The sequence below is a fragment of the Nonomuraea sp. NPDC059023 genome (assembly GCF_042740095.1).
Taxonomy (GTDB): domain Bacteria; phylum Actinomycetota; class Actinomycetes; order Streptosporangiales; family Streptosporangiaceae; genus Nonomuraea.
Map to the genome: position 1 here is coordinate 352,935 of NZ_JBHYIO010000003.1, position 25,552 is coordinate 378,486.

Annotated in this window: 27 protein-coding genes; 14 read left to right on the plus strand and 13 right to left on the minus strand. The window is 72.2% G+C overall.

Annotated features, from left to right (window positions below):
• Positions 1–2: 2 nt before the first annotated feature.
• The 5 genes from ACFWYW_RS07565 to ACFWYW_RS07585 are packed head-to-tail and all read right to left on the minus strand — an operon-like array spanning position 3 to position 3,972.
• Positions 3–1,367, minus strand: a complete 1,365-nt coding sequence (locus ACFWYW_RS07565) for an alpha/beta fold hydrolase (protein WP_379611589.1) — start codon at positions 1,365–1,367, stop codon at positions 3–5.
• A 51-nt stretch (positions 1,368–1,418) separates the two neighbouring features.
• On the minus strand, positions 1,419–1,976 hold the full coding sequence (locus ACFWYW_RS07570; protein WP_379611588.1) for a hypothetical protein: 558 nt from the start codon (positions 1,974–1,976) through the stop codon (positions 1,419–1,421).
• The gene (gene htpX / locus ACFWYW_RS07575) at positions 1,973–2,869 is read right to left on the minus strand and encodes a zinc metalloprotease HtpX (RefSeq protein WP_379611586.1); all 897 of its coding nucleotides are present in this window, start codon (positions 2,867–2,869) and stop codon (positions 1,973–1,975) included. The genes ACFWYW_RS07570 and htpX overlap by 4 nt, the downstream gene beginning before the upstream one ends.
• A 3-nt stretch (positions 2,870–2,872) precedes the next feature.
• Positions 2,873–3,151, minus strand: a complete 279-nt coding sequence (locus ACFWYW_RS07580) for a hypothetical protein (protein WP_379611585.1) — start codon at positions 3,149–3,151, stop codon at positions 2,873–2,875.
• Positions 3,148–3,972, minus strand: coding sequence for a PspA/IM30 family protein (locus ACFWYW_RS07585; protein ID WP_379611584.1), 825 nt, complete (start codon positions 3,970–3,972; stop codon positions 3,148–3,150). The genes ACFWYW_RS07580 and ACFWYW_RS07585 overlap by 4 nt, the downstream gene beginning before the upstream one ends.
• A gap of 126 nt (positions 3,973–4,098) precedes the next feature.
• Here ACFWYW_RS07585 and ACFWYW_RS07590 point away from each other — a divergent pair, with 126 nt between their 5' ends.
• Positions 4,099–4,710, plus strand: coding sequence for a DUF3043 domain-containing protein (locus ACFWYW_RS07590; RefSeq protein WP_379611583.1), 612 nt, complete (start codon positions 4,099–4,101; stop codon positions 4,708–4,710).
• A 28-nt stretch (positions 4,711–4,738) separates the two neighbouring features.
• On the opposite strand, the gene ACFWYW_RS07595 is transcribed toward ACFWYW_RS07590, so the two are convergent.
• A complete protein-coding gene (locus tag ACFWYW_RS07595) occupies positions 4,739–5,668 on the minus strand; it encodes an SMI1/KNR4 family protein (RefSeq protein WP_379611582.1) in 930 nt (309 codons plus the stop codon).
• A gap of 80 nt (positions 5,669–5,748) precedes the next feature.
• On the opposite strand from ACFWYW_RS07595, the gene ACFWYW_RS07600 reads away from it, so the two are divergent.
• Positions 5,749–6,747, plus strand: coding sequence for an aldo/keto reductase family protein (locus ACFWYW_RS07600; protein WP_379611581.1), 999 nt, complete (start codon positions 5,749–5,751; stop codon positions 6,745–6,747).
• Positions 6,748–6,809: 62 nt separating this feature from the next.
• Here the strand turns inward: ACFWYW_RS07600 and ACFWYW_RS07605 are convergent, their stop codons facing one another.
• On the minus strand, positions 6,810–7,016 hold the full coding sequence (locus ACFWYW_RS07605) for a hypothetical protein (RefSeq protein ID WP_379611580.1): 207 nt from the start codon (positions 7,014–7,016) through the stop codon (positions 6,810–6,812).
• 82 nt (positions 7,017–7,098) lie between these two features.
• Between ACFWYW_RS07605 and ACFWYW_RS07610 the strand changes: the two genes are divergently transcribed.
• Entirely contained in the window at positions 7,099–7,782 is a 684-nt protein-coding gene (locus ACFWYW_RS07610; RefSeq protein WP_379611579.1) for an SCO2322 family protein, read from the plus strand.
• A 47-nt stretch (positions 7,783–7,829) separates the two neighbouring features.
• Positions 7,830–8,816 carry a bifunctional adenosylcobinamide kinase/adenosylcobinamide-phosphate guanylyltransferase gene (locus tag ACFWYW_RS07615; protein ID WP_379611577.1) on the plus strand — a complete coding sequence of 329 codons (987 nt, stop codon included), beginning with the start codon at positions 7,830–7,832 and terminating at the stop codon, positions 8,814–8,816.
• Here ACFWYW_RS07615 and ACFWYW_RS07620 read toward each other — a convergent pair whose 3' ends face one another.
• Positions 8,817–9,671 carry an aldo/keto reductase gene (locus tag ACFWYW_RS07620; protein WP_379611576.1) on the minus strand — a complete coding sequence of 285 codons (855 nt, stop codon included), beginning with the start codon at positions 9,669–9,671 and terminating at the stop codon, positions 8,817–8,819.
• Complete coding sequence (locus tag ACFWYW_RS07625; RefSeq protein ID WP_379611575.1) at positions 9,662–10,516, minus strand: NAD-dependent epimerase/dehydratase family protein; 855 nt, start codon at positions 10,514–10,516, stop codon at positions 9,662–9,664. Before ACFWYW_RS07625 ends, ACFWYW_RS07620 begins: the two co-directional genes overlap by 10 nt.
• 71 nt (positions 10,517–10,587) lie before the next feature.
• On the opposite strand from ACFWYW_RS07625, the gene ACFWYW_RS07630 reads away from it, so the two are divergent.
• Positions 10,588–11,526, plus strand: coding sequence for a LysR family transcriptional regulator (locus ACFWYW_RS07630; RefSeq protein ID WP_379640928.1), 939 nt, complete (start codon positions 10,588–10,590; stop codon positions 11,524–11,526).
• Here the strand turns inward: ACFWYW_RS07630 and ACFWYW_RS07635 are convergent.
• A complete protein-coding gene (locus ACFWYW_RS07635; RefSeq protein ID WP_379611573.1) occupies positions 11,473–12,273 on the minus strand; it encodes an ABC transporter ATP-binding protein in 801 nt (266 codons plus the stop codon). The two genes, ACFWYW_RS07630 and ACFWYW_RS07635, sit on opposite strands and share 54 nt — an antisense overlap.
• A gap of 24 nt (positions 12,274–12,297) precedes the next feature.
• On the opposite strand from ACFWYW_RS07635, the gene ACFWYW_RS07640 reads away from it, so the two are divergent.
• Positions 12,298–13,668, plus strand: coding sequence for a phosphotransferase (locus ACFWYW_RS07640; protein WP_379611572.1), 1,371 nt, complete (start codon positions 12,298–12,300; stop codon positions 13,666–13,668).
• Between the two features lie 2 nt (positions 13,669–13,670).
• The gene (locus tag ACFWYW_RS07645) at positions 13,671–14,450 is read left to right on the plus strand and encodes an adenosylcobinamide-GDP ribazoletransferase (RefSeq protein WP_379611571.1); all 780 of its coding nucleotides are present in this window, start codon (positions 13,671–13,673) and stop codon (positions 14,448–14,450) included.
• A 13-nt stretch (positions 14,451–14,463) separates the two neighbouring features.
• Here the strand turns inward: ACFWYW_RS07645 and ACFWYW_RS07650 are convergent, their stop codons facing one another.
• Genes ACFWYW_RS07650 through ACFWYW_RS07660 form a run of 3 tightly spaced genes read right to left on the minus strand, consistent with a single transcriptional unit; the run spans position 14,464 to position 16,648 of the window.
• The gene (locus ACFWYW_RS07650; protein ID WP_379611731.1) at positions 14,464–15,342 is read right to left on the minus strand and encodes a CPBP family intramembrane glutamic endopeptidase; all 879 of its coding nucleotides are present in this window, start codon (positions 15,340–15,342) and stop codon (positions 14,464–14,466) included.
• Positions 15,342–16,304 (minus strand): hypothetical protein, encoded by a 963-nt coding sequence (locus tag ACFWYW_RS07655; protein ID WP_379611570.1) that lies wholly within the window; start codon positions 16,302–16,304, stop codon positions 15,342–15,344. Before ACFWYW_RS07655 ends, ACFWYW_RS07650 begins: the two co-directional genes overlap by 1 nt.
• A complete protein-coding gene (locus ACFWYW_RS07660; RefSeq protein ID WP_379611569.1) occupies positions 16,301–16,648 on the minus strand; it encodes a GntR family transcriptional regulator in 348 nt (115 codons plus the stop codon). Before ACFWYW_RS07660 ends, ACFWYW_RS07655 begins: the two co-directional genes overlap by 4 nt.
• A gap of 105 nt (positions 16,649–16,753) precedes the next feature.
• On the opposite strand from ACFWYW_RS07660, the gene ACFWYW_RS07665 reads away from it, so the two are divergent.
• From ACFWYW_RS07665 to ACFWYW_RS07695, 7 genes are all read left to right on the plus strand, one after another.
• Positions 16,754–18,205 (plus strand): leucyl aminopeptidase, encoded by a 1,452-nt coding sequence (locus tag ACFWYW_RS07665; protein WP_379611568.1) that lies wholly within the window; start codon positions 16,754–16,756, stop codon positions 18,203–18,205.
• Positions 18,206–18,253: 48 nt separating this feature from the next.
• Complete coding sequence (gene lpdA, locus ACFWYW_RS07670; RefSeq protein WP_379611567.1) at positions 18,254–19,618, plus strand: dihydrolipoyl dehydrogenase; 1,365 nt, start codon at positions 18,254–18,256, stop codon at positions 19,616–19,618.
• Positions 19,619–19,639: 21 nt separating this feature from the next.
• Positions 19,640–21,136, plus strand: coding sequence for a 2-oxo acid dehydrogenase subunit E2 (locus ACFWYW_RS07675; RefSeq protein WP_379611566.1), 1,497 nt, complete (start codon positions 19,640–19,642; stop codon positions 21,134–21,136).
• 604 nt (positions 21,137–21,740) lie between these two features.
• Positions 21,741–22,625 carry a TIGR01777 family oxidoreductase gene (locus ACFWYW_RS07680; RefSeq protein ID WP_379611565.1) on the plus strand — a complete coding sequence of 295 codons (885 nt, stop codon included), beginning with the start codon at positions 21,741–21,743 and terminating at the stop codon, positions 22,623–22,625.
• A 31-nt stretch (positions 22,626–22,656) separates the two neighbouring features.
• Positions 22,657–23,394 (plus strand): Type 1 glutamine amidotransferase-like domain-containing protein, encoded by a 738-nt coding sequence (locus tag ACFWYW_RS07685; protein ID WP_379611563.1) that lies wholly within the window; start codon positions 22,657–22,659, stop codon positions 23,392–23,394.
• A gap of 38 nt (positions 23,395–23,432) precedes the next feature.
• Positions 23,433–24,107 carry a lipoyl(octanoyl) transferase LipB gene (gene lipB / locus ACFWYW_RS07690; protein ID WP_379611562.1) on the plus strand — a complete coding sequence of 225 codons (675 nt, stop codon included), beginning with the start codon at positions 23,433–23,435 and terminating at the stop codon, positions 24,105–24,107.
• 448 nt (positions 24,108–24,555) lie between these two features.
• Positions 24,556–25,539, plus strand: a complete 984-nt coding sequence (locus ACFWYW_RS07695; RefSeq protein WP_379611561.1) for a hypothetical protein — start codon at positions 24,556–24,558, stop codon at positions 25,537–25,539.
• Positions 25,540–25,552: the final 13 nt, after the last annotated feature.

Sequence of the window (25,552 nt, forward strand, 5' to 3'; positions counted from 1 at the left end):
GGCTACTTTCCGTTAAATGACCTGGTGATGGCCTCGGGAGCGTCAAGCTGGACCTGGTGCCCCACCCGCGGCAGCCGCAACAGGTCCGCGCCGAGCGCGTCGGCCAGCCGCTCCTGGCAGCCGTCGGTACGCCCGGCCGTGATCACCAGCGTCGGCACCCGCGGATAGGGATGCTCCCGCCGGATCAGCTCCAGCTCGGCGGCCATGTCCCGGTAGGCCAGCCACTCCCCCGCGACCGCCGCCAGCACCTTGCCCTCGCGGTAGACGCCCGCCCGGTCGGGCCCGCCACCGGCCAGCCGGTGCGCCAGCGGACCGAAGCAGCGCGCCAGCGCCGCGGCGGCCCACGTCCCGCCGAAGGCCGGCAGCCAGCGGCCCAGCGCCCTGCCGGGGGCCGAGGTGCCGCGGCCGGGCTTCGTGCGGCAGCTCGGGTCCACCAGGACCACGCGGGAGACGCGCAGCGGGTGCAGGCGGGCGAAGGCCTCGGCGTGCCAGGCGGCCACCGAATGGGCGATCACCGCCACCTTCTCGGGGTGGGAGGGGGCCAGCGCGGCCAGGCGGGCGGCCTCGCCGTACAGGGTGGGCGGGGTCTGGGGGGCGGGGCTGCGGCCGAGTCCGGGGCGGTCGAAGCGGATCACGCGGTGCGCGGAGGCGAGCCCGGCGGCCACGGCGTCCCAATGGAACCAGGCGCCGCCCATCCCGGCGGCCACCAGGACGGCGGGGCCGCGGCCGTCCTCGACCACGTGCGGGCGGCTCTCGTCCCGCACGGGCTGGGGCGCGGCCAGCAGGCGCGCGGCCACGTACACCAGCCAGAGCGCGATCACCAGGACCTGGAAGCGCTGTGCCACCCCGATGAGGTGGGCGGCGGTGACCGCGACCAGCGTGAGCACGCTGACCAGCACGTACGCGCCGGCCAGGAGGACGGCGGTGCGCGTACGCCAGTTCCTGGCCAGCTCCACCATCGCGGCCAGGACGGCGACGGAGGCGAGCGTGCTGGTGAGCGTGTGGAGGTGGTGCGGCAGCGACAGCGGGCCGCGCTCGCACGCCGGATCGCTGACGACCGCGCAGTCCAGCGGCAGCGCGCCGTCGGCGATCGTGAACACGCCGAACAGCGCCAGGGCCAGCCAGCCGCCCCACGCGGCGGGCGCCCTGGGCGCGAGCGCGACGCCGACCACGACGGCCAGCCCGGCCAGCACGTCGGCCAGCCGGAACAGCCGCGACCAGGGCTGGTCGCGGGCGGCCAGTTCGCTGAGGTAGCCCTCGGCCGGGTCGACCGCCGGGCTGGCGAACTGGCCCGGCACCCAGGCGCTGTACACCACGCCCGCGACGAAGAAGGCACAGGCCGAGACCATGATCAGACGACGCTCCACGTCGCCATTAGATCACTCTGCGTGACAATTCCGGCGCTCCGGGGCACCGTCTCAGAGACCGGGCGCGCCCCAGACCGGGAACCAGCGCGACAGATCCTCCTCGATCGGCAGTTCACCGGCCAGCGCGCCCCTGGCCTGGAGTTCGAGCGCGTTGTCGCGGCGCTCGCCCGGCTGCGGGGCGAACGGGTAGAAGGTGCCGCGCTTGTAGAGGTAGACCACGGCCATGCGGCGGTCTGCCGGGTCGGCGAAGGACACCAGCGAGCACAGCAGCGACGGGCCGAACCCGGCGCCCTCCAGCGAGGAGTTCACCGCGTGGAGTTCGGTGACCAGGTCGCTGAGGTCGGACGGAGCCCGCCGTACCAGGAGCCAGGTGTAGCCGTAGGCGTCGGTGGAGCGCTCGACGCGCTCGCCCAGCAGCGCGCGCACGTCGCTCTCCAGCGTGGCGAACGCGCCGCCCTCGGCCGCGCGGAAGCTCACCGAGCCGAGCCCGGTCGGCGCCAGCCCGGTGGCGGCCTGCAGCGTCACCGCGGCCGACGGCAGCGCGAACAGCGCGTCGAGGTTGGGTTTGACGGCCTTCGTCCGGCCCAGCAGGGAGTCGAGCCACTTCATCGGCCCAGCTCCGCCGAAATCTTGGCCAGGTTGTCCAGGCGCTTCTGAAGCGGCGGGTGCGTGGCGAACAGGTTCGCCAGCGACTCCCCCTTCGACAGCGCCGGGGCGAAGTAGAAGGCGTTGAACGGCTCCGCCGCGCGCAGGTCGCGGGTCGGGATCCTGGCCATCTCCCCGCTCACCTTGGTCAGGGCGCTGGCCAGCGCGCTCGGCCGCTGCGTGAGCAGGGCCCCGGCACGGTCGGCCGCCAGCTCGCGGTAGCGCGACAGCGCTCTGGTCAGCAGGAAGCTGACCGCGTAGACGAGGATGGAGACGAGCAGGATGATCAGGCCGATGGGCAGGCCGCCCCGGTCCTCACGGCCGCGCCCGCCGAGGCCGGCGTAGAGGGCGAAGCGGGTCATCAGCCCGGCCACGATGCCGAGGAACGAGGCGATCGTCATCACCGCGACGTCGCGGTGGGCGACGTGCGAGAGTTCGTGGGCCAGCACTCCTTCGAGCTCCTGCGGCTCAAGGCGGCGCAGCAGGCCGGTCGTGACGCAGATCACGGCCTTTTTCTGGTTACGGCCGGTGGCGAAGGCGTTCGGCACGTCGGAGTCGGCGATGGCCACGCGCGGTTTGGGCATGTCGGCCAGCGCGCACAGCCGGTCGATCAGGCCGTGCAGCTCGGGCGCCTCCTGCGGCGATACTTCCCGCCCGCCCATCGCGAACAAGGCGATCCGGTCGGACAGGAAGTACTGCGCGAACAGCATGACACCGGCGATGACCAACACGGTCAGCGCCCTCACCCCCAAGGCGATGAGAACGCCGACGAAAGCGACGTAAAGCAACCCGAGCAGGAACATCGTCACGACCATGCGGCGAGTCAGGCCGCTGTCGGACGCGAACCGCGTGCGCACGGGTTAACCAGGGATCAAGCCCTGGTCGCCCAGCATCTCCCGGACTTCCTCGATCGAGGCGTCCGCGGGGGGAAGGATCAGCTCTGACGGCTCAAGGCTGTCGTCGGAAAGCGCCTTGCCCACGTGGCGCACCTTGTCGAGCAGGGCGTGCAGCCGTACCCGGAAGTTCTCCTCGTCGTCGGCCTCGATGGCCGACTCGAGCTCGCTGTCCAGCTGGTTCAGGACGGCGATGTCGTCGGCGGAGATCTCCACCTGACCCTCGCCCATGATCCGTACGATCATGCTCCGTCCCCCTGCCTGGGAAGCTGCTGGGTCTGGGGCTGCTGCTGCGGCTGGGCCTGCGGCTGAGGCTGCTGGGCCTGCTGCGGCTGCCCCTGCTCGATCGAGCCCTGCGGCGCCGGGCCCTGGCCGAGCTCGGCCTTCATGCGAGCCAGCTCCAGCTCGACGTCCATGCCGCCGCCCATCCGGTCGAGCTCGTTCTGGATGTCGTCGCCACGGGTGCCGCTGAAGTCGTCGAGCGCGCCGCTGGCCAGCAGTTCGTCGATCGCCCCCGCCCGCGCCTGCATCTGCGCGGTCTTGTCCTCGGCACGCTGAATCGCCAGGCCGACGTCGCCCATCTCCTCGGAGATGCCGGAGAAAGCCTCGTTGATGCGCGTCTGCGCCTCGGCGGCCGTGTAGGTCGCCTTGATCGTCTCCTTCTTCGTGCGGAAGGAGTCGACCTTGGCCTGCAGGCGCTGGGAGGCCGTGGTGAGCTTCTCCTCCTCGCCCTGAAGGTTGTCGTGCTGGATACGCAGATCGGCGATCTGCGTCTGCAGACCGGAGCGACGGCTCAGCGCCTCACGCGCGAGGTCCTCACGGCCCACGGACAGCGCCTTGCGGCCCTGGTCCTCCAGCTTCCTGGATTGCTGCTCCAGTCCATTGATCTGCAGCTCGACCCGCTTACGGGAGGTGGCGACGTCGGCCACGCCCCTGCGTACCTTCTGCAGCAGCTCAAGCTGGCGCTGGTACGAATAGTCGAGGGTCTCGCGTGGATCCTCCATTTTGTCCAGGGCCTTGTTGGCCTTGGACTTGAAGATCATCGAAAGTCTCTTCATCACGCTCATGCGCGTCGGCCGTCCCCTTCTTAGGTCGTGCTGTTGGTCACCCACTGCAGCGCAGCCGCCTTGGGATTACCCTACGCATAACGCACGAGGGCGTCACTAAGTTGCAGTACAGGTAGGGTTGACGACGTGTTGCGACGCCGTTCCCAGACCTCCGTGGACGACACCCCCGTCCCCGCTGACGATCCTAAACCCCAGGGTAAGGGTCGTCCCACACCCAAGCGCCGGGATGCCGAAGGCAGAAGGCGCCAGCCGGTCTCCGCGCCGAAGGACCGCAAGGAGGCCTACCGCGCCGCGCGGGCGAAACAGGCCGCCGAGCGCGACCGTGCCAGAAAGGGCATGCTGGCCGGAGACGAGAAGTACTTCCCGGTCCGTGACCGGGGGCCCGCGCGCAAGTTCGCCCGTGACTGGGTCGACTCGCGCCGCCTGCCCAGCCAGTACTTCCTGCCGTTCTCCCTGCTCATCCTGCTGCTGACCTGGATTCCCTGGCCGGCCGGCCAGCGGGAGGTCGTCCTTTACTGGGTGATGCTGACGGGCTGGCCGATCATGATGGTCGGCGTGCTGTTCACGTCGGTGTACGTCTCCTGGAAGGTCAAGAAGGAGGCGGCGGCCAAGTTCCCGAACGAGCCCATGAAGGGCGTCGGGTTCTACGCCGCGATGCGGGCGCTGCAGATCCGCAAGCTGCGCTTCCCGCCGCCCCAGCTTCTTCCCGGCGGCAAGCCCGTCCCGCCCAAGAAGTAGGAGATCTTTTTCCGGTACGGCGGCGCGGTCAGAACTCCGGCACCCACTGGAGCACCCCGGCCTTCACCCGTGGCATCCAGCCCGAGAGGCCACCACCGCGCTCCAGCACGTCCGCGGTGGTGCGCAGCAGGAGGGTGAAGGAGGCGGGCGGTTCTTCCACGCCCGCGACCGTGGTCTCGTCGTCCCAGGCCACCGCGCCCGACGCGGCGTCAACCACACCCCAGCGCTTTTCGCCGCGGTACTGGAACGGGATCATCCGGGGAGCCTGCCACCACTCCCCGTCCACAAGGCACCGCCCGCGCCAGGTGTCGCGAATCTGCCTGATCGTCAGGTCGAGGCCGCCGGACAGCACGTCGTTGTTGCCGCCGTTGTGGCGCAGCAGGGAGGCTCGCAGGTCGTCGGGGAAGTCCACGCCCATCTGGGACTCGGCGACCGCGATCGTGCGCGCCCTGCCCGGTCCGCCGAGCGTGCGGTAGGTGGTGGGCGCGTTCGCCTTGAGCCAGCGCTCGATCCTGCGCCATTCCCTGGTGACCTGCCGCTTCACGGCCGCGTCGATGGGCCGGACCGCCACCGGGCGCCTGGCGGGGGTGCACGTGGCCGGCCCGGCGAGCGCCTGCGGCGTGGCCTCCGCGGGTGACGGCGTGGCCTCCGCGAGGGACGGCGTCGTCTCCGGGCCGGGGGGCGTCCCGGCCGGTCGCGCCTGCTCGTGCGCGTTCAGGGCCAGGGTCAGTTCGGCCTGCTCCCGGTCGTAGTCGGGTGTCAGCGCCACGGCCAGGGTCACCGCGACCACCGCCGCGATGACCGCCCAGGCGAGCCACATGCCCGTCTTCTCCCGTACCTCCACCGGCCGGGGAGCGGGAGGGGGCACCGGGCTCGGTCTCCGGGCGCGGCGGCGCAGCCGTACCCCCAGTGCGACCAGAATCGCGGCCGTCAGCGCGACCCGCACGAGCTTCAGCACGCCGGGCACCCTATCCCGAAATCCCCGCCCGGACGGCCCCGTGGTGGGGCGCCCCGCCCAGAGCGCCTAAGGTCGGACGTATGGAATTCCGTCACCTCGGCCGCAGCGGTCTCCTGGTCAGCGAGATCAGCTACGGCAACTGGATCACCCACGGCTCACAGGTCGAGGAGGACGCCGCCAAGCTGTGCGTGCGGGCTGCGCTCGACGAGGGCATCACCACCTTCGACACCGCCGACGTCTACGCGGGCACGAAGGCCGAGGAGGTCGTCGGACGGGCGCTCAAGGGAGTGCGCAGGGAGTCGCTCGAGATCTTCACCAAGGTCTACTGGCCCACCGGCCCCGGGCCGAACGACCGCGGCCTGTCCCGCAAGCACATCACCGAGTCCATCCACGGCTCGCTGCGCCGCCTGCAGACCGACTACGTCGACCTCTACCAGGCGCACCGCTTCGACAACGAGACGCCGCTGGAGGAGACGCTCAAGACCTTCGACGACCTGGTACGCCAGGGCAAGGTCCTGTACGTGGGCGTCAGCGAGTGGACCGCCGGCCAGATCGCGGAGGCGTTGAAGATCGCCGACGAGATGGGCTTCGACCGGATCGTGTCGAACCAGCCGCAGTACTCGGCGCTGTGGCGGGTCATCGAGACGGAGGTCGTGCCGCTGAGCGAGAAGGAAGGCGTCAGCCAGATCGTCTGGTCGCCGATCGCCCAGGGCGTGCTGAGCGGCAAGTACCTGCCCGGTCAGCCGCCGCCCGCGGGCTCGCGCGCCACCTCCGAGTCGGGGGCCGGGTTCATCTCCCGCTTCCTCGAGGACGACGTGCTCACCCGCGTGCAGGAGCTCAAGCCGATCGCCGCCGACCTGGGCCTCACCATGGCCCAGCTCGCCGTCGCCTGGGTCCTGCAGAACCCGAACGTGGCCAGCGCCATCGTCGGCGCCACCCGCCCCGAGCAGGTACGCGACAACGTGAAGGCCGTCGGCGTCAAGCTCGACGCGGAAGTGCTGAAGCGCATCGACGACGCGCTGGGCCCGATCGTGGAGCGCGACCCGGCCAAGACGGTCAGCCCGGAGAAGCGCCCCTGACGTCTTTTGACGTCGTCCCGGCGAAAAACAAAAACCCCTTGAGTCACTCAAGGGGTTTTTCGTTACTCCGTGCGCAATGCCATTCCCGTGTATTCGACGCGGTCCTCTTCCAGCAACGCAACTTGTTCGACACCGGCTTCGAGCAGCTCACGGTAGTTTTCCCCGAGCCAGGACTCGGCATCGGCCTGGCTCGGAAAGACTTCTCGCGGCAATGGGCGGTCGGTTACCTCACCACCATTTGCATTTTCATAACGCCACCGCCATGTCATGCCATACGCTCCTTTTTCCGCGGGTTCGCCGGTGCACCCTCCGACGGTTATGGAACCCTACTCCCCAGCTGGAGGTCATTCGATGCTGCGCAGAATTCGTGTTGCCGCGGGAAGTGCGGCGGCGGCGCTGACGCTCCTCACCGTTCCCGCCCTCGCCACTTCGCCGGTTTCTCCCGGCGGTCCCGTGCCGGGGGCGCCCGATCCGAACGCCGTGCGCATCTGGAGCGTCTGGGTGAGCGACGGCACCGCCTGGCTGGCGGCCGCGCCCGCTGACGTGCCCTCCGACGGCGACGTGGTCGGCTGGCGCTTCGCCGCCTCCCCCGACGGCACCGCCGCCGAGCCGCCCAGCGGGGAACTGGCCGGCTTCACCGCCGTGTGCGGGCAGCAGGCCGGCGGCGACGGCAAGCGCGTGGCCGTGCTCGTGGACTTCGGCGACGCCGACAACGACGCCTACCCGGGCGAGCGTCCTCTCGCGCCGATCCGCACCTGTGTGCGGGGCGCCGCGGAGGCGACCGCCGCGCAACTGCTCGCCCAGGCCGCCAGGGCGCGCGTGGACGCCCAGGGGCGGGTCGTGGCGGTCAACGGCTACCCCGCGCAGGAGAAGGGCGGCACGGAGGCCTCGGCGCCCGCCGGCGCGTCCTCCTCCGGCGGGCCGCCGCTGCCGCTGATCCTCGGTGGCGCCGGCGTCCTGGTCCTGCTGGCGGGCGGCGCCCTCGTCGCGACCCGCCGCCGCGCCAGACCCGCCGCACACAGCACCCACTCCTGACGCCACCCGCTCCTGACACCGGCCTGTCCGGCGCTAGGCTCCGGACAGTGAAGATCGTGCTCTCAGGTACGGCCGGGCCGCACGGCCACCCGGAACCCGGCTGCCCGTGCGCCTCCTGCCTGACCCTGCCCGGCGGCCACCGGCGGCCCGCCGAGGTGCTCGTGGACGGCCGGCCCCTGTCACCGGGCTCGCACCTGCTCGGAGGGGCGCGGCTGCTGTTCGAGCCGGACGCCGCGCTGCCGGTTGGTGCGGCGGGTGGGCCGTACGACGTGGTGCCGGATGGTGCGGCGGGCGGGCCGTACGACGTGGTGCTGCTCGATCTGCTCGGCCGGCCGGAGCGGCTCGGGGAACTGCGCCGGGCCGGGATGGTCGCCGAGGGCGCGCAGGTCGTGGCCGTCGGGCTCGATCACCGGGTGCGCTCGGAGGAAGAGCTGGGCAGGCGGCTGGAGTTGTGGGGGGCGCGGGCCGTACCGGATGGAACGGTCCTTGACCTGCCCGGCCCCGCGCGGGTCCCGCACCCGCGCAGGACGCTGCTGCTGGGCGGGTCGCGGTCGGGCAAGTCGGCCGAGGCCGAGCTGCGGCTGGCGGCCGAGCCGCACGTGACGTACGTGGCGACCGGGCCGTCGGGGGCCGGTGACGGCGAGTGGGCGGCGCGGGTGCGCGCGCACCGGGAGCGGCGGCCCGCGCACTGGGCGACCGCCGAGACCACGGACCTGGCCGGGACCATCGCGGCGGCCACCACGCCGCTGCTGGTGGACGGGCTGGGGACGTGGGTGGCGGCGGTGTTCGACGAGCACGGGGCCTGGGAGGGCCCGCGTGAGCCGGTCCGGCGGCGCTGCGACGAGCTGGTCGAGGCGTGGCGGCGGACGCCGGTCGCGATCGTGGCCGTCTCGGACGAGGTGGGCCTGGGCGTGGTGCCCGCGACCGCGAGCGGGCGGGCCTTCCGCGACGTCCTGGGCAAGCTCAACGAACGGCTGGCGGCCGAGTCCGAGTACGTGGCGCTGGTGGTCGCCGGGCGGCCGCTGCCCCTGTGATCACGGCAGGCGGGCCAGCTCGCCGGCGGTCAGCACCAGGTCGGCGGCGGCGGCCGAGTCTCTGATGGAGGCGGGCCGGGTGGCGCCGGGGATGGGGATCACGTTCGGCGCGAGCGCGAGGTGCCAGGCCAGGCAGACCCGTTGCGGGCTGACCCCGCGCTCGGCGGCGACCTCGTGGAAGGCGCCGGGCCCCGGGGCGGCGGCGCCGGCTTCCAGCGCGCTGCGCGAGATGCCGCCCAGCGGGCTCCAGGGCAGGAACGCGATGCCCAGCTCCGCGCACAGCCGCAGCTCTCTGATCCCCTCCGGCGCCGCGGGCGAGAAGCGGTTCTGTACCGAGGCCAGCCGTCCCCCGAGGATGGCGGCGGCCTGCCGGATCTGGCCGGTGTCCACGTTGGAGATCCCGGCCATGCGGATCTTCCCCTCGTCCAGCAGGTCGCGCAGCGCCCCGACGGACTCCGCGAACGGCACCGCCGGGTCGGGCTTGTGCAACTGGTAGAGGCCGATCGCCTCCACCCCCAGCCGCCGCAACGACGCCTCGCAGGCCCGGCGCAGGTGGCGGGGGTCGCCGTCGACGGTCCACGAGCCGTCTCCCGGCCGCCCGCGCCCGCCCTTGGTGGCCACGAGCACGTCGGCGGGCCCGTAGGCGGCCAGGGCCCGCGCGATGAGCCGCTCGTTGTGCCCGGTCTCGCCCGCGTGCCAGTGGTAGGAGTCGGCGGTGTCGATGAGCGTGACCCCGGCGTCCAGCGCCGCGTGGACGGTGGCCACCGCCCGCGCCTCCTCCGGCCGCCCCTCGATGGACAACGGCATCGCCCCGAACCCCACCGCCCCGGCCTTGACCGCTCCGATCAGACGCATGCGCGTGCCTCCTCCACGACGCCGGGCAGCCAGTCGCCGACGTCCGAGAACGTGAAGCCGAGTGCCGTGGCCCGGCCGTTGTCCATGGTGTAGTCGCGCTCGAAGGAGTACGGCGACTCCCCGCGCGTGTAGAGCGGCCGCCCGATCGCCTCGCACAGCCGCCTGACGTCGAGCGTGCCGTGGGAGCAGGCGTTGACCGGCCCGCCGAAGTCACCGAGCGCGGCCCAGGCCAGGAAGGCGGCGATCTCACGCTCCTCGATGAAGGAGGCGGGACGCGGGTCGGCGCAGATCCCGACGGGCAGCCCCGCGTCCACCCGCCGCACGTAGTGCTCGAGCCGCCCGGTGAAGTCGGCTCCGCCGAGCACGTGGGCGGTCCGCACGGACGCGAACACGAACTCCGCCGGCCGCGCCAGCACCGCCTCGGCCAGCCGCTTGCCCTCGCCGTAGGTGAGCTCCCCGCTCGGGGGCGGGTCCGCACGGATGGTCCCCGCCGTGAGGTCGAGCGCGTCCTCCCGGTACGGCCCGCCGCCGCCGAGATCGGCGTAGACCTCGACCGTGGAGGTCATCACGTACCGCCGGGTCCTGCCCTCGAAGACCCGGCGGGCGACGGCGGCGTGCCCCGGGGTGTAGCAGACCTGGTCCACGACGGCGTCGAAGGTACGGCCGGCCAGCGCCAGCCGCATCCCCTCCTCGTCACCCCGGTCGGCGCGCAGGTGGGTGACCCCCTCGGGCGGCGCGGACGAGCCCCGGTTGACGACGGTGACGCGAGCTCCGTGGTCGCGCAGGTTCTCGACCAGCCGCCGGCCGAAGTAGCGGCTGCCGCCGATGACGCAGATCTCGTTCATGCGGCCAGCATGCCGACCGTATAGTCGACAGCGGTAGTCACGACCTACTCAATCGGTCATTAGGAGAACTGTTGATCGACGTTCACCGGCTGAGCATCCTGCGCGAGGTGGCCAGGCACGGCAGCTTCAACCGCGCCGCCGGCGCCCTGCGCTTCACGCCGTCGGCGGTCTCGCAGCAGATCGCCGCGCTCGAACGCGGGCTCGGCATCGCCGTGGTCGAGCGCAGCACCCGGGGAGTGACGCTCACCGAACCCGGCCGCATGCTCGTGGAGGCGGCCGACGCCATCGCCGCCGAGCTGAGCGACGCCCAGGAGCGCATCGACCGCCTGTCGGCCGAGCGCGCCCAGCTGACCGTGGCCGCGTTCACCAGCGGCGGCCGGGCGGTGATGCCCAAGGCGCTGGCCACGTTCGTGGCCGAACACCCCGAGGTGGAGCTCACCATCCTCGAACGCGAGCCCGAGGACTCGCTCCCGCTGGTCCGCGCGGGCCGGGCCGACCTGGCGCTCGGCTACCACTTCGACGGCCTGCCGCCCGCCCGGCCCGGCGACCGCTCGGGACTCGACTGGACGCCGCTGGCCCGCGATCCCCTGCGCGTGGTCCTGCCGCGCGGGCACCGTCTGGCCGGGCGGGAGCGGGTCGCCCTGGGCGAGCTGAGTGGGGAACGCTGGGTGCTCGGCTGCCTCAAGACCCTGGACCTGCTGCGGCACTACGCGGCGCTGGCCGGGTTCGAGCTGCGGGTCTCGTGCAGCGCCACCGACTACCTCTTCGCGCAGTCGCTCGTGTCGGCGGGCGTCGGGGTGGCGCTCGTCCCGGAGATCGCCCTGAACAGGACTGCCGATCTGGTCGCGCTCGCGCTGGAGGCGCCCAGCCCGTCGCGGTTCATCGGGGTGGCCACCTCCCGGCGGCGAGGCGGGGCGGCGCGGCCGTACGTGGACAGGCTGACCGAGTTGTTGCTGTCAGGGGCGGACGGCGCGGGCGTACCAGCGGCCGTCGAGGCGGTCGGCGTGTAGCGGGCGGCCGAAGCAGTCCGAGAGGTTGTCCGGGGTCAGGACCGCGTCGACCGGGCCGGCGGCGAGGACGCGGGCGTCCTTCATGAGCATCGCGTGCGTGGTCGTGGCCGGCACCTCCTCCAGGTGGTGGGTGACCGTGACCGTGGTGAGGACGGGGCGGGTGGCGGCCAGGTCCTCGATCGCGGAGATGAGGTCCTCGCGGGCGGGCAGGTCGAGGCCTGCGGCCGGCTCGTCGAGCAGCAGGACGGCCGGGTCGGCCATGAGCGCCCTGGCGATGCGCACCCGCGCCCGCTCCCCCTGTGAGCAGACGCGGAACTCCCGGTCGGCCAGGTCCTTGCAGCCGAGGTCGGCCAGCAGGCGCAGGGCGCGCTCGCGCTCGGCCTCGCCCAGCTTGTCCCACAGCGGGACGCTGGTCCCGGTGTGCCCGGTGAGGACCACGGTGAGCGCGGTGGCGTCCTCGTCCTCCATCAGGCTCTCGTCCACGAGCCGCTGGCTGGCGGCGACGAGGCCGATGTGGCGGCGCAGCTCGCGCAGGTCCACCCGGCCGAGGCGGTGGCCGAGCACGTGGACCGACCCCTCGGTCGGGTGGCGTACGGCCGAGGCCAGCGACAACAGGGTGGTCTTCCCCGCGCCGTTGGGGCCGAGTACGACCCAGTGCTCGCCGAATTCGACCCGCCAGTCGATCGAGGACAGCAGAGTCTTGCCGACGACACGGACACCGACACCTTCGAGTTCCAGCACGTGCATCCGGCCACGATAACGTCCTAAATCATGCTGAGTGACAAGGTCCGCCAACTGATCACCTACGACGCGCGGCGGCGGCTGGCCGTTGCGGACCGCCCGAAACTCCGCGCGCTGGTGGAGCGGGCGCCGGTCGAAGGGGCCGCCGATCATGAGTCGCTGCGGGCGCTGGGTGTGGCGCTGCTGGCGCTGGGCGAGTACGAGCGGGCGGCCGGGCACCTGCGGCGCGCGGTGGAGCTGGCCGGGTCGCCGGAGCAGGTGATCGCCGCCCGGGTCGGCCTCGCGGATGTGTACCGGCACTGCGGCGACCTGCCGGGCTCGGAGCTGATCTGCCGGATGGCGCTGGAGCTGGCCGGGGCGCAGGCTCCCGAGATGGCCGCCCTGCCGCTGCTGTACCTGGGCTGGACCTTGGCCGGGCAGGGGCGCCCCGAGGCGGCCAGGCAGGCACTTGACGAGGCGCAGAAGCTCCGCCGGCGGTCCGCCGAGACGCCGGAGCTTCGCCGGCGGTCCGGCGAGGTTCCCGATCCACGCCGGGAGTCCGGCCACGCGCCGGAGCCGGGCCGGGAGGTCGGCGGGATGCCGGAGCCGGGCCTGGAGGTCGGCCGAGCGCCGGAGCCGGGCCGGGAGTTCGGCGGGGTGCCGGAGGCGGAGCTGTTCGCGGAGGTGGATGTGGAGGGGCTCGCGGTGCCGTTGCCGCCCTCCGTCGCCGCCCTTCTGGGTGCGGAGCCCGAGTGGGACCTCGACCACGACGGCGCCAGCGGGTCGCTCGCCCGTGCGGGCTCATCCTTCGTCCGCCGTGGGCCTGAGGCGGTGGCCGAGCACGCGCGGCTGGTGTGGCTGCGGGAGTGGGCGGGGGTGGCGGAGGTGACGGCGTTCGAGGGCGACGTGCTGGTCACCGCCGACATCGGGGTGGAGACGCTGGCCGCCGGCGAGGGAACCGATGATCCGGGCGTCGGCGCGGCCATGGGCGGGGCGTTGCGGGCATTGCATGCCGTACCCGTGACGGAGTGTCCTTTCGACGGGCGGCTGGACGTGCTGCTCGCCCAGGCGCGGCGTAACGTCGTCGAGGGGCGGGTGGACGCCGGCGACTTCGACGACGACAACCTCGGCCGCACGCCCATGCAGGTCTACGAGCGGCTTCTGGCCGAGCGGCCGGAGGGGGAGGACCTGGTCGTGGCGCACGGCGACTTCACCCCGTCCAACGTCATGGCGAACGGCGTGCTCATCGACCTGGCGCGGCTGGGCGTGGCCGACCGCTACCGGGATCTGGCCATCGCGCTGCGGGACCTGAGCGGCGACTTCGGGCCGCGGGCCGTGGCCGCCTTCCTGTCCGCCTATGGGCTGGAGGCGCCCGACGAGGCCAAGCTGGCCTACTACCGGCTGATCGACGAGCTGTTCTGACCGTGGACGGGCTGAGGTTCGCGATCGGCACGCTGTCGATCTTCCCGGTGCGGGTCTCCCGGGTGGACCGGGAGGTGGCCGGGCGGGCGATGGCGCTGGCGCCCCTGGCCGGGCTGGCCCTGGGTGTGGTGGCGGCGGTACCGTTGCTGCTGCCGCTGGTGTCGCCGGCGCCGCCGCTCCTGGCCGCCGCGTTGTCGCTGGGGCTGCTCGCCGTCCTCACCCGGGGCCTGCACCTGGACGGCCTGGCCGACCTCGCCGACGGGCTGGGCAGCGGCAAGCCCGCGCCTCAGGCCCTCGACATCATGAAAAAGTCGGACATCGGGCCCTTCGGGGTGCTGACGCTGGTCGTCACCCTGCTCATCCAGGCCGCCGCCCTGTCCGGCCTGCCCGCGTGGCTGGGGGCGGCGTCCCTGGTCACGGCCTGTGCGACGGGGCGGCTGGCGCTCACGTGGGCCTGCCGGGCGGGCGTCCCTGCCGCCCGCCCCGACGGCCTGGGCGCCATGGTCGCCGCCACGGTACGACCCGCCGCCCGCTGGACCGCCACCGTCGCCACCCTGGCCTTGGCCCTCGCCCTGGCCACCGGCTTCCTGCTCTCGCCCGCTGCCCGGCCAGATCACGGCTGGCTGCCGCTGCCCCTGGCCGTCGTGGCGGGGCTGGCGGCGGCCATGGCCCTGCTCGGGCACGCGAGGCGGCGGCTGGGCGGGATCACCGGTGATGTTCTCGGCGCCCTGGTGGAGACGGCCACGACCGCCGCCCTGGTCACCTGCGCCCTGCTCGCCTGAGCGGCCGGGGGTTTCAGGTGGTGGCCGGTTCGGCGGGCCGTACCGGATAGAGCTTGAGGAGGGCCACGCCCAGCAGGGCGAGGACCACCCAGCCCACGAGGCCGGTGACGCCGATGACGGCCGGGTTGGGCGGGGCGGCGGCATCGCCCAGCAGGAGGGACGTGCCCGTGACGCCGTTGAGCGCGCCGTGCGCCACCACGGCGGGCCACACGCTGCCGGTGCGCAGCCGCAGCCAGCCCATCACCACCCCGAGCAGGACGCAGGTGACGACGAAGTACGGCCCCGCCCACGGACCCAGCGCCGGGTAGTTGTAGCCGAGCAAGGTGACAGGGAAGTGCCACACGCCCCAGATCACCCCGGACAGCAGCAACCCGCCCAGCACCCCGCGCGCGGCCACCAGGCGCGGCAGCAGCCATCCCCGCCAGCCCAGTTCCTCGCCGAGGACGGGCAGCGCGTTGAGCAGCGGCGTGGCCACCACCGCGAACACGATCTGCGCGATCAGCAGGCCGCTCGCCTCGGCGGGCACCGGGACGCCCGCCGCCTCCATGCCCTGCTTGAACAGGCTGAGCCCGCCCAGGTCCAGCGAGACCAGCCCCAGCGCCGCGCTCAGGGCGAGGCAGAGCGCGACCACCAGCGGCGTGCCGATCCAGGCGGCGGCCATGAGCAGGAGCGTGCGGCGGCGGTCGGGGCCGAACGTGAGGCCGTTCTCGCGCGCCCATTGACGGAACGGCGTGCGGGTCCTGGCCCACACCGCCAGCACACCCAGCGAGGGCGTGAACATGAGCGCCGTGGCGCAGATCATGAACGCGGGCGAGGCCAGCCCGTCGCCGAGCCACAACGGCAGGCAGAACGCCCATGCCAGCCCGAACGCGACCACCAGGAAGAGCGCCATCACGCCACCCTCTCCTCGATCAGGGCGTTGATCAGCGAGGCGCCGCGCCGGGCGTCGTCGACGCTGATGAGCAGCTGGCCGCCGGAGTGGTAGCGCAGGACGAGGCAGTCGCCGCCGCGCAGCATGATCGCGGCCATGCCGGGCACCCCGCGGATGCCCCAGCCGCCGACCTGGCTCGGGTAGCGCACCTCCGACCACGCCTTCTCGATCTTCGACAGCCGGATCCGCCGCACCGGCCACCCGAACGGGCCGAAGCCCAGCGCCAGCCCGTCGTCGGTGACCCGCACGATGGCGGCGCTGGTGAACAGGCCGGACACGAACACCAACGCGCTGGCGAACAACAGCGATCCCCAGGCCATGCCGGGAGTGGCGCCGATGAAGGCCACGCCGGCGGCCACGATGAACACCGCCCCGCCGGCCACGGTCAGGGCCAGCAGCCAGGGGTTGCTGACCCGGCTCACCCACACCGAGCGCTGGCCGGCGCGCAGGCGCAGCTTGGGCGGCGCCTCACCGGCGGGCGGCGGCTGGTCGGGCTCGCCCCTGCCGAGGAAGCCCGCGGCCAGCCCGCCGCTCACGGCCGCCACGACGACGGCCAGCACGACCCAGCCCGGCAGCTCGGCCTCGGCCCAGACGGGCCGGTCGAAGTTGGCGTAGACGGTGGTCAGCGAGATGCCCGCGGCGAACAGGCCGACCCCGACCAGGAAACCCCACCAGTAGCCGCGGCTGAGGCGGCGGCGCAGCATCCGGCCGTGTACGGCCATGCCCAGCATCACCGCCCACGTCACCACCCACACCAGGGTGGACGTCAGCATGAACTCGGTGAACGACGAGTATCCGTCGGCCCGGTCGGACCAGTGGGTGGCGAGCGGATCCGGCAGGCGGTCCCGGAAGGAGAGGGGCACCGTGACGAGCACGGCGGTGATGATCATCCCCCACACCGCGCCGAAGATCCGGGTTGTCATGGCAGTTCCTCCAAAATCGCGATGAGGTCGTCACGGCGGTAGCCGTATCGTCTGGCCTCTTCCAGCAGCTCGCGGGCGCGCTGTACGAGCAGTGCCCGGCCGTCCGCCTGGCCGGCCACGCTGATGCCACGCCCTCTCCTGAACTCGAGCAACCCCTCGTCGCGCAGGTCGCGCAGGGCGCGCAGCACGGTGTTGGCGTTGATGCCGAGCACGTCGGCCAGGTCGCGGGCGGACGGCAGCCGGTCGCCGGGGGCGTAGGAGCCGTCGCCGATGGCGCGCCTGATCGCGCCGGCCACCTGCTCGTGCAGGGGGCGGGCGTCGTTGAGGTCGAGAGTGAGCAACATGGTGCTAATGACACTAGCACCATTCACTTGATGATGCGTACCCACGATTCATGGGATGAACCCCTGTTTGTGGGTACACTGAAAGCGCGGATAGCATCGGTTTACGTGACCACTGTGCGGCTGAACTCAGCAGATCCCGTCTCGTTCGACACCGACGCACTGATCGTCGGTTTCCACCCCGGCGCTGAGGGCCCGCGCCCCGTCGCCGAAGGGCTCGACGCCGCGTTCGGCGGGAAGCTGACCGCCTCGCTCACCGCGGTGGGCTTCACCGGCAAGGCCGGCGAACTGGCCAAGATCCCGGCGTTCGGCGCCATCACCGCGCCGCTCCTGGTCGCCATCGGGCTGGGCGAGGACCCCGACGCCGAGGCGCTGCGGCGGGCGGCGGGCGCCGCCGTACGATCGCTGGCCGGAACCACGCGCGCCGCGCTCGCGCTCGGCGGCGAGCCCGAGGCCGTCGCGCTCGGCGGGCTGCTGGGCGCCTACTCCTTCGCCCGCTACCGCACCAACGGCGAGCAGAAGAACCCGGTCGCCGAGCTGACCGTGCTGGCCGCCGAGACCGCGGGCGCCGCCGAGCGCGCCGGCGTCCTGGCCGAGTCCGTGACGCTGGTGCGCGACCTCGTCAACACCCCGCCCTCCGACCTGTTCCCCGCGCGCTTCGCCGAGATCGCCGAGGAAGAAGGCGGCAAGGCCGGGCTGAACGTCGAGGTGCTCGACGAGGTCCAGCTCAAGAACGGCGGCTTCGGCGGCCTCGTCGCCGTCGGCCAGGGCTCGGTCAACCCGCCCCGCCTGGTACGCCTGTCCTACAGCCACGCCGACGCCGCCAAGACGCTGGCCTTCGTCGGCAAGGGCATCACGTTCGACACCGGCGGCCTCAACCTCAAGCCCTCCGCCTCCATGGACTGGATGAAATCCGACATGGGCGGCGCGGGCGCGGTCCTCGGCGCCCTGCTCGGCATCGCCAAGCTGGGCCTCAAGGTCAACGCGGTCGGCTACCTCTGCCTCGCCGAGAACATGCCCAGCGGCACCGCCCAGCGCCCCTCCGACATCATCCACAGCTACAGCGGCAAGACCGTCGAGGTGCTCGACACCGACGCCGAGGGCCGCCTGGTCCTCATGGACGGCATCGCCCGCGCCGCCGAGGACGAGCCCGACCTCATCGTGGACGTGGCCACGCTGACCGGCGCCCAGATCGTCGCGCTCGGCTGGCGCACCGCCGGCGTCATGGCCAATGACGACGACCTGCGCGAACTGGTCGTCGACGTGGCCGGCTCCGTCGGCGAGGGCGCCTGGGGCATGCCGCTGCCCGAGGAACTGCGCAAGGGCCTCGACTCCCCCATCGCCGACATCGCCAACCTCCAGCCGGAACGCTGGGGCAGCATGCTGGCCGCGGGAATCTTCCTGAAGGAGTTCGTGCCCGACGGCGTCAAGTGGGCGCACATCGACATGGCCGGACCCGCCTTCAACAAGGGCGAGCCGCACGGTTACACCCCCAAGGGCGGGACCGGCGCCATCACCCGGACCCTCATCGGACTCGCAGAGCGGCACGCGAGCGCCTGAAACAAATGAAAAGATGACGGCATCACGATCCCGACAAGGAGCCTTCCTGTGGCCTACGACATCGTCGTCCTAGGTGGCGGCAGCGGCGGTTACGCCTGCGCGCTCCGGGCGGCCGAGTTGGGCAAGTCGGTCGCCCTGATCGAACGAGACAAGATCGGCGGCACCTGCCTGCACCGGGGTTGCATCCCCACCAAGGCCCTCCTGCACTCCGCGGAGGTCGCCGACGAGACCCGCGAGAGCGAGTCCTTCGGCGTCAAGGCGCGCTTCGAGGGCATCGACGTGCCCGGCGTCCACGCCTTCAAAGACAAGATCGTCACGCGTGCCTGGAAGGGCGTGCAGGGCCTGCTGAAGTCGGCCGGTGTGACGGTCGTCGAGGGCGAAGGGCGCCTGGCCGGCGCCAACAGCGTCCAGGTCGGCTCCGAGGTCTACGAGGGCCGCGCCGTCGTACTCGCCACGGGGTCGGCGCCCAAGTCGCTGCCCGGTCTGCGGATCGACGGCGAGCGCGTCATCACCAGCGAGCACACGCTGACGATGGAGCGCGTGCCGAGCTCGATCGTCGTGCTGGGCGGCGGCGTCATCGGCGTCGAGCTGGCCAGCGTCTACCGCTCGTTCGGCGCCGAGGTGACCATCGTCGAGGCGCTGCCGCACCTGCTGCCCACCGAGGAGGAGTCCAGCTCCAAGCTGCTGGAGCGGGCCTTCCGCCGCCGCGGCATCAAGTACGAGCTCGGCGTCTTCTTCGACGGCGTCAAGACCACCGACACCGGCGTGGTGGTGACGCTCGCCAACGGCAAGACCCTCGACGCCGAGCAGCTGCTCGTGGCCGTCGGCCGCGGCGCCGTATCGGCCGGCATGGGCTTCGAGGAGCAGGGCGTCCAGATCGAACGCGGCGCCGTCGTGGTCGACCAGCACTGCCGGACCTCCGTCCCCGGCGTCTACGCCATCGGCGACCTGATCGACACCCCGCAACTGGCCCACGCGGGCTTCGCCGAGGGCATCCTGGTGGCCGAGCACATCGCCGGGCTCAACCCGCCGCCCATCGACTACGCGGGCGTGCCGCGGATCACCTACTCCGACCCCGAGGTCGCCTCCGTCGGCATCACCTCCAAGCAGGCCGCCGACCGGGGCATCGAGATCGTCGAGCAGGTCTACGACCTCGCGGGCAACCCCAAGAGCCAGATCCTCGGCACCTCGGGGGCGGTCAAGGTGATCGCCCAGAAGGACGGGCCGGTCGTGGGCGTCCACATGGTCGGGCGCCGCATCGGCGAGCTCGTCACCGAAGCTCAGCTCATCTACAACTGGGAGGCGCTGCCAGCAGAGGTCGCCCAGCTCATCCACGCGCATCCCACCCAGTCAGAAGCCATGGGCGAGGCGATGCTGGCACTGGCCGGCAAGCCCCTGCACGTCCACAACTAAGAACTCGAGGAAGACATACCCATGCCGGTCTCCGTACAGATGCCCCAGCTCGGCGAGAGCGTCACCGAGGGCACGGTAACCCGTTGGCTGAAGAAGGAGGGCGAGCGCGTCGAGGCTGACGAGCCGCTCCTCGAAGTGTCGACCGACAAGGTCGACACCGAGATCCCGTCGCCGTCCGCGGGCGTCATCACCAAGATCGTCGTGGCTGAGGACGAGACCGTCGAGGTCGGCGCCGAGCTGGCGATCATCGACGAGAACGGCCAGGCGGGCGCCCCGGCGGCCCCGGCCGAGGAGGCCCCCGCGCCGCAGCCGGAGCCGGCCCCCGCCTCTTCGATCCCGCAGCCCGAGCCCACCCCGGCTCCGGCGCCCGCGCCCGTCGCCCAGGCTCCGGCCGCTCCGGCTCCGGCCGCCCCTGCCGCCCCGGCTCCTGCTCCCGCCGCTCCGGCGCAGCCCGCCGCTGCGGCTCCGGCGCCCGCGCAGGCCCAGGCTCCGCTGCCGTCGTCGGGTGAGAGCCCGTACGTGACGCCGCTGGTGCGCAAGCTGGCCAACGAGCACGGCGTCGACCTGGAGGCGATCTCGGGCACCGGTGTGGGTGGCCGCATCCGCAAGCAGGACGTGCTGGAGGCCGCCAAGTCCCAGCGCGAGGCCGCCGCCCCCGCTCCCGCCGCTGCTCCCGCCGCGCCGGCGCAGCCCGCCGCTCCGGCCGCCGCCGCCCCTGCCGCTGCCGCTCCGGCCGCCGCGCAGGCTCCGGCTCCGGTCAGCGCCTCGCCCGAGCCGGTCGAGGTGGACACGACGCTGCGGGGCCGTACCGAGAAGATGACGCGGCTGCGTCAGACGATCGCCAAGCGCATGGTGGAGTCGCTGCAGACGGCGGCGCAGCTCACCTCGGTCGTCGAGGTGGACGTCACGAAGATCGCCCGCCTGCGGGCCAAGGCGAAGGACGACTTCCTGCGCCGCGAGGGCGTGAAGCTGACCTTCACCCCGTTCTTCGCGATGGCCACGGTCGAGGCGCTCAAGCAGCACCCGAAGCTCAACGCCACGATCAACAACGAGACCAACGAGGTGACCTACTTCGACGTCGAGAACCTCGGCGTCGCGGTGGACACCGAGCGCGGCCTGCTGGCCGCCGTCGTCAAGAACGCCGGCGACCTCAACCTGGCAGGCCTGGCCCGCAAGGTCACCGACCTCGCCGAGCGCACCCGCAACAACCAGGTGACGCCCGACGAGATCACCGGCGGCACCTTCACGCTCACGAACACCGGCAGCCGCGGCGCCCTGTTCGACACGCCGATCCTCAACCAGCCGCAGGTCGGCATGCTGGGCACCGGCGCGGTCGTCAAGCGTCCCGTGGTGGTGGACACGCTTGAGGGCGAGGTCATCGCGGTGCGTTCGATGGTGTACCTGGCGCTCACCTACGACCACCGCCTGGTCGACGGCGCGGACGCGGCCCGCTTCCTGACGACGATCAAGCGTCGCCTCGAAGAAGGCCGCTTCGAGGCCCAACTCGGCCTGGCGTAGCCGCTCGCCATCAGGGCCGTCCGACGATCCGTCGGACGGCCCTGCTCTTTTCCTACGCTGGGCTCTGTGCGGTCCTTTCCGGCGCTTTTCCGTTACGGCAAGCCCAGCAGGCCACCGACCGCCGCCGTGGGCGGGCGGCCTCTTCCGAGCGGCCGGCAGCCGGACGGGGTTCCCGCCGCCACAAGGCACGCTTGGCCGGACACCATGGCCCGGCTCAGCACCGCACAAGGGCGCCGAGCCCCACCGCACCACACCCCACCGCGCGGCGCCACACACCCACGGCCTGCGGCCCCAAGCCCCGCCAGCCGCCCCCGTGCCCGCCACCCGTCGCTCGCCACCTCACGCCCCCGCCGCCGGGCCCCACACAGCCCCTCGGGCCCCTCCGGGGACCACGGCCATCTGGTCACCTCCACGCACCACACCCCGCCCGTCCACCCTGCCCGCCACGCCCGCACCCGTCAGCCCTGCGCGCCACGCCCACCCGTCAGCCCTGCGTGCCGTGTGTTCGGAGGGCAGGGCCGTGACGGGTGTGGCTGTCGTGCCTCGGTTTCTTTGGGGGTTGTCCTGTCCGGGCCGTGGGGTGGGTGGAGCGTAGGGTGGGGGCATGGTGATCACCGTGACCGGGGGTTCTGGGCTGCTTGGGCCGGCGTTGATGGGGGCGCTTCGGGAGCGTGGGCACGAGGTGCGGCAGTTGGTGCGGCGCCCGGTGCGGGCCGAGCATGAGTCCTTCTGGGATCCGGGTGCGGGGGTTGTCGATCCGGGTGCGCTTGAAGGGGCTGGTGCGGTTGTGCATCTGGCCGGGGCTTCGATCGCGGGCAAGCGGTGGAGCGGGCCGTACAAGAGACTGCTGGTGGAGAGCCGGGTTCGTAGCACCTCCACGCTCGTCGAGGCGATCGGGAGGCTCTCGGCGCTGCCCGAGGTGCTGGTTTCGGCCTCTGGGGTGGATTTCTATGGGGATACCGGGGATCGGGTGATCGATGAGAGCGCGCCGCTCGGGCGTGGGTTTCTCGCCCGGCTGTGTGAGGCCTGGGAGGGGACGGCCCGGGAGGCGCCGGTGCGGAACGTGCAGCTTCGGACGGGGCTGGTGCTGAGCGGGAAGGGCGGGGCGCTCGGGCCCATGCTGCCGATCTTCCGGATGGGGCTGGGGGCTCCCCTCGGTTCCGGGCGGCAGTACTGGTCGTGGATTGCCGTGGAGGATTGGGTAGGTTCCGTGCTCCATGTCCTGGAAAATCGGGAAATCTCGGGACCGGTGAATCTTGTGGGGCCTTCTCCCCTGACCAACGCGGAGTTCACGAAAACTCTCGGGCGGGCGCTCCGGCGGCCGACCATGCCGATCGGGGTGCCGGGGTTCGCGCTGGAGCTGGGGCTGGGCGAATTCGCCAAGGAAGCACTGCTCCCGAGCCACCGCATCGTACCGAAGAAGCTGGTGGACAGCGGCTACGGCTTCATCCATACGCGTCTCGATCAGGCACTGGCCGCCGTAATCTAGTCTGTCCGACACGATGTGGGGGAGCACAGTCATGACCAGAACCGGCCAGTCACACATCCTTGCCATCGGTGGTGGATCGTTCCGGGCGACGCGGCGCCACGGCTTCATCGAAGCCAGCCCGCTGCTGCGCTACGGACTCGACCTCACCGGGCAGGACCGTCCCAAGCTGGGTCTCCTCGCCACGGCGATGGGCGATGACGCCGATTGGTTGCTGAAGATGTACGGCGCCTTCTCCCACTGGGACGTCGAGGTGAGCCACCTGACGGTGTTCCCCATGCCCAACCTGGAGGACCCGCGGGCCTGGATGCTCGACCAGGACATGATCTACGTCAGCGGCGGCAGCGTGGCCAACCTGATGGCGTTGTGGCGGCTGCACGGCTACGACGAGATGCTGGAGGAGGCCTGGCAGGCCGGTGTGGTGCTGTCCGGGCAGAGCGCGGGCGCGCTGTGCTGGCACGTGGGCGGCAACACCGACTCGTTCGGCCCCGACCTGCACGTGTGGGCGGAAGGCATGGGCCTGCTCCCCTACTCGTGCGGCGTGCACTACAACTCCGAGCCGCAGCGCCGCGAGATGCTGCAGGCCTCGGTGGCGGGCGGCGAACTGCCCGGTGGGTACGCCGCCGACGAGGGCGTCGCCCTGCATTACGTGGGCACGGAGTTCATCCAGGCGGTCACCGCCGACCCCAGGGCCTACGCGTATCGCCTGGAGCACGACGGCGACAGCGGCGTGAAGGAGTTCAGGATCGAGCCCCGGCTGCTGACGTCCTGAATTACCCTTCATAGGTGAGGGAACGGCACAATGGACACATGCGCCACGCCTTGGCCATTGTGCGGCTCGGTGTCGATGTCCCCTACGAGCAGGCCTGGAACCTCCAGCGCTGGGTGCACGAGAAGCATCTCGCCGGAGAGCTGGGCGACACCGCCCTGATCCTGGAGCACGCGCCCGTCTACACCGCGGGCAAGCGCACCGCCCCGCACGAGCGCCCCGCCGACGGCACCCCGGTCATCGACGTCGACCGGGGCGGCCGGATCACCTGGCATGGGCCCGGCCAGCTGGTCGGGTACCCGATCGTGGCGGTCTCCGACGCCGGCGACTACGTGCGGCGGCTCGAAGAGGCCATGGTGCTGGTCTGCGCCGACTTCGGGGTCAGCGCGCGGCGCGTGCCGCGCAGGGGCGGGGTGTGGGCGGTCGGGGACGCCGCCCTGGGCCTGCCGGACCGCATGCTGGGCGCGGTCGGCATCCGGGTGACGCGCGGGGTGGCGATGCACGGCTTCGCCCTCAACTGCGCCAACGACCCGCGCTGGTTCAACCGCATCGACCCGTGCGGCATCCCGGGCGCCGGCGTCTCCACCCTCTCCGCCGAGACCGGCCGCCGCATCGTGGTCGAGGAGGTCATGCCGATCATGGAGAAGCGGTTGGCGGACGTGCTCGGCCTCGAGTCCTACGACGTCCACGAAGAAGACCTCCTCCGCCAACGCTGACCCACCCCACCCGGCCAAGACGTGCCCGGGCGGGACGTGCCCGACCCAGCCGACCAGCCCGGACGGCCGAGCCAAGTGGGCCAAACCGCCAGGGATGGGCCCGCGGCTCCGGCCACCGGAAGGGCGCGGGCCCGGCCGGATGGACAGTGGGCCGGGCGAGGGGGTCGAGGGGTGGCGTGGATCAAACCCGGGCCGCGGGACGGGAAAGCGGTGGAGCCGCACAGACATGGGACCGCGCAGGTGTGACGCCGCGCAGGAGTGAGACCGCACAGGCGTGAGGCCGGACGCAGAATGCCGGCTGCCGGGTGGGGTTGGGGTGGCTGGAGGGTGTGGGGCGAGGGCTGGGGTGGTGGGTGGGATGGGGCAGGGTGGGGAAATGTCGGGCTGGTAATCGAATCGGCATCTAATTGCGGTTGATTCCGGATAACGCGTTTCTACGATCGGGCCTGTGAAGCGCCTCTTAGCTCTCGTGCTGTCGCTGATCGTCCACGCGCTGACCCTGGCCTTCGTTCTGGCCGGTGGCGCGCTCATCGCCTTCAATCCCGGCGAGGTCCCCGCCTGGGTCGCCGGGGCCCTTCTGCTGGCGGTCGGGGTCATGTTGCGGCCGCGACTGGGGCGGCTACCCGCCGACGCCGAGGTACTGGCGCGTTCGTCGGCCCCCGAGTTGTACGGCGCCGCCACCCGCGTGGCCGGCGCGCTGGCCGTCAAGCCGCCGGCCACCGTGGCCATCATGGACCTGGGCGTCGACGCCACCTACGCGCGGATCGGCCTGCGGCGTACCCCGGTGATCGTCGTCGGGTTGCCGCTGTGGCTGGCGTTGACGCCGAGGCAGCGGGTGACGCTGCTGGCCAGGGCCTATGCCGCGGGCAAGATCGGTGAAGGGCTCGTCGTGGGTGAGGCGCTGTCCACGCTGGCCGAGTGGCGGATGGGCCTGGTCGGCGCGGCGCCGCTCAAGCAGCGCGAGGAGGCCAGGGTGGTCATGGACCGCGCCTCCCTGGGCGTGATGCACGCGCCGGGCGCCTCCTACGAGGCGGCGGGACTGCTCGGCCGGATCTTCGGGCGGGTGCTCGGCGGCCCGGTGCTGCTGGCCGAGTACGCGCTGACCCGCCTGGTACGCGCGGGCGACAGCCGTACCCGGGAGGAAAGGCGGGCGCTGACGGCCAGGGTGACGTCGGCGGAGGAGCTGGACGAGCTGGAAGGTCTCATGGCGAGCGGCCGCTACCTCGCGCCGATGCAGGCGGCGGCGCTGCGCGGGGAGAGTGTCGCGGCGATCAGGCAGGACGCGCTGACCAGGGCCAGGCTCTCCGACGACGGCGTGCTGACCTCGGCGCCCGGCTCGGAGTTGCTGGGGGCGCGGGAGTCCGGGCTGATCGACGAGGAGTTACTGAAGCACTACACGCGGGCCATCCGCGGGTTCGGGCTGATTTCGTGATACAGGTCGGGTC

Bases quoted from the DNA above. Each gene is read 5' to 3' on its own strand.
- ACFWYW_RS07660 (WP_379611569.1), bottom strand. From the start codon at position 16,648: ATGTTGCTCACTCTCGACCTCAACGACGCCCGCCCCCTGCACGAGCAG.
- ACFWYW_RS07640 (WP_379611572.1), top strand. From the start codon at position 12,298: ATGCTGAGTGACAAGGTCCGCCAACTGATCACCTACGACGCGCGGCGG.
- ACFWYW_RS07680 (WP_379611565.1), top strand. From the start codon at position 21,741: ATGGTGATCACCGTGACCGGGGGTTCTGGGCTGCTTGGGCCGGCGTTG.
- ACFWYW_RS07635 (WP_379611573.1), bottom strand. From the start codon at position 12,273: ATGCACGTGCTGGAACTCGAAGGTGTCGGTGTCCGTGTCGTCGGCAAG.
- ACFWYW_RS07600 (WP_379611581.1), top strand. From the start codon at position 5,749: ATGGAATTCCGTCACCTCGGCCGCAGCGGTCTCCTGGTCAGCGAGATC.
- ACFWYW_RS07675 (WP_379611566.1), top strand. From the start codon at position 19,640: ATGCCGGTCTCCGTACAGATGCCCCAGCTCGGCGAGAGCGTCACCGAG.
- ACFWYW_RS07580 (WP_379611585.1), bottom strand. From the start codon at position 3,151: ATGATCGTACGGATCATGGGCGAGGGTCAGGTGGAGATCTCCGCCGAC.
- ACFWYW_RS07610 (WP_379611579.1), top strand. From the start codon at position 7,099: ATGCTGCGCAGAATTCGTGTTGCCGCGGGAAGTGCGGCGGCGGCGCTG.
- ACFWYW_RS07650 (WP_379611731.1), bottom strand. From the start codon at position 15,342: ATGGCGCTCTTCCTGGTGGTCGCGTTCGGGCTGGCATGGGCGTTCTGC.
- ACFWYW_RS07585 (WP_379611584.1), bottom strand. From the start codon at position 3,972: ATGAGCGTGATGAAGAGACTTTCGATGATCTTCAAGTCCAAGGCCAAC.
- ACFWYW_RS07570 (WP_379611588.1), bottom strand. From the start codon at position 1,976: ATGAAGTGGCTCGACTCCCTGCTGGGCCGGACGAAGGCCGTCAAACCC.
- lipB (WP_379611562.1), top strand. From the start codon at position 23,433: ATGCGCCACGCCTTGGCCATTGTGCGGCTCGGTGTCGATGTCCCCTAC.
- ACFWYW_RS07620 (WP_379611576.1), bottom strand. From the start codon at position 9,671: ATGCGTCTGATCGGAGCGGTCAAGGCCGGGGCGGTGGGGTTCGGGGCG.
- ACFWYW_RS07605 (WP_379611580.1), bottom strand. From the start codon at position 7,016: ATGACATGGCGGTGGCGTTATGAAAATGCAAATGGTGGTGAGGTAACC.
- ACFWYW_RS07655 (WP_379611570.1), bottom strand. From the start codon at position 16,304: ATGACAACCCGGATCTTCGGCGCGGTGTGGGGGATGATCATCACCGCC.
- ACFWYW_RS07625 (WP_379611575.1), bottom strand. From the start codon at position 10,516: ATGAACGAGATCTGCGTCATCGGCGGCAGCCGCTACTTCGGCCGGCGG.
- ACFWYW_RS07685 (WP_379611563.1), top strand. From the start codon at position 22,657: ATGACCAGAACCGGCCAGTCACACATCCTTGCCATCGGTGGTGGATCG.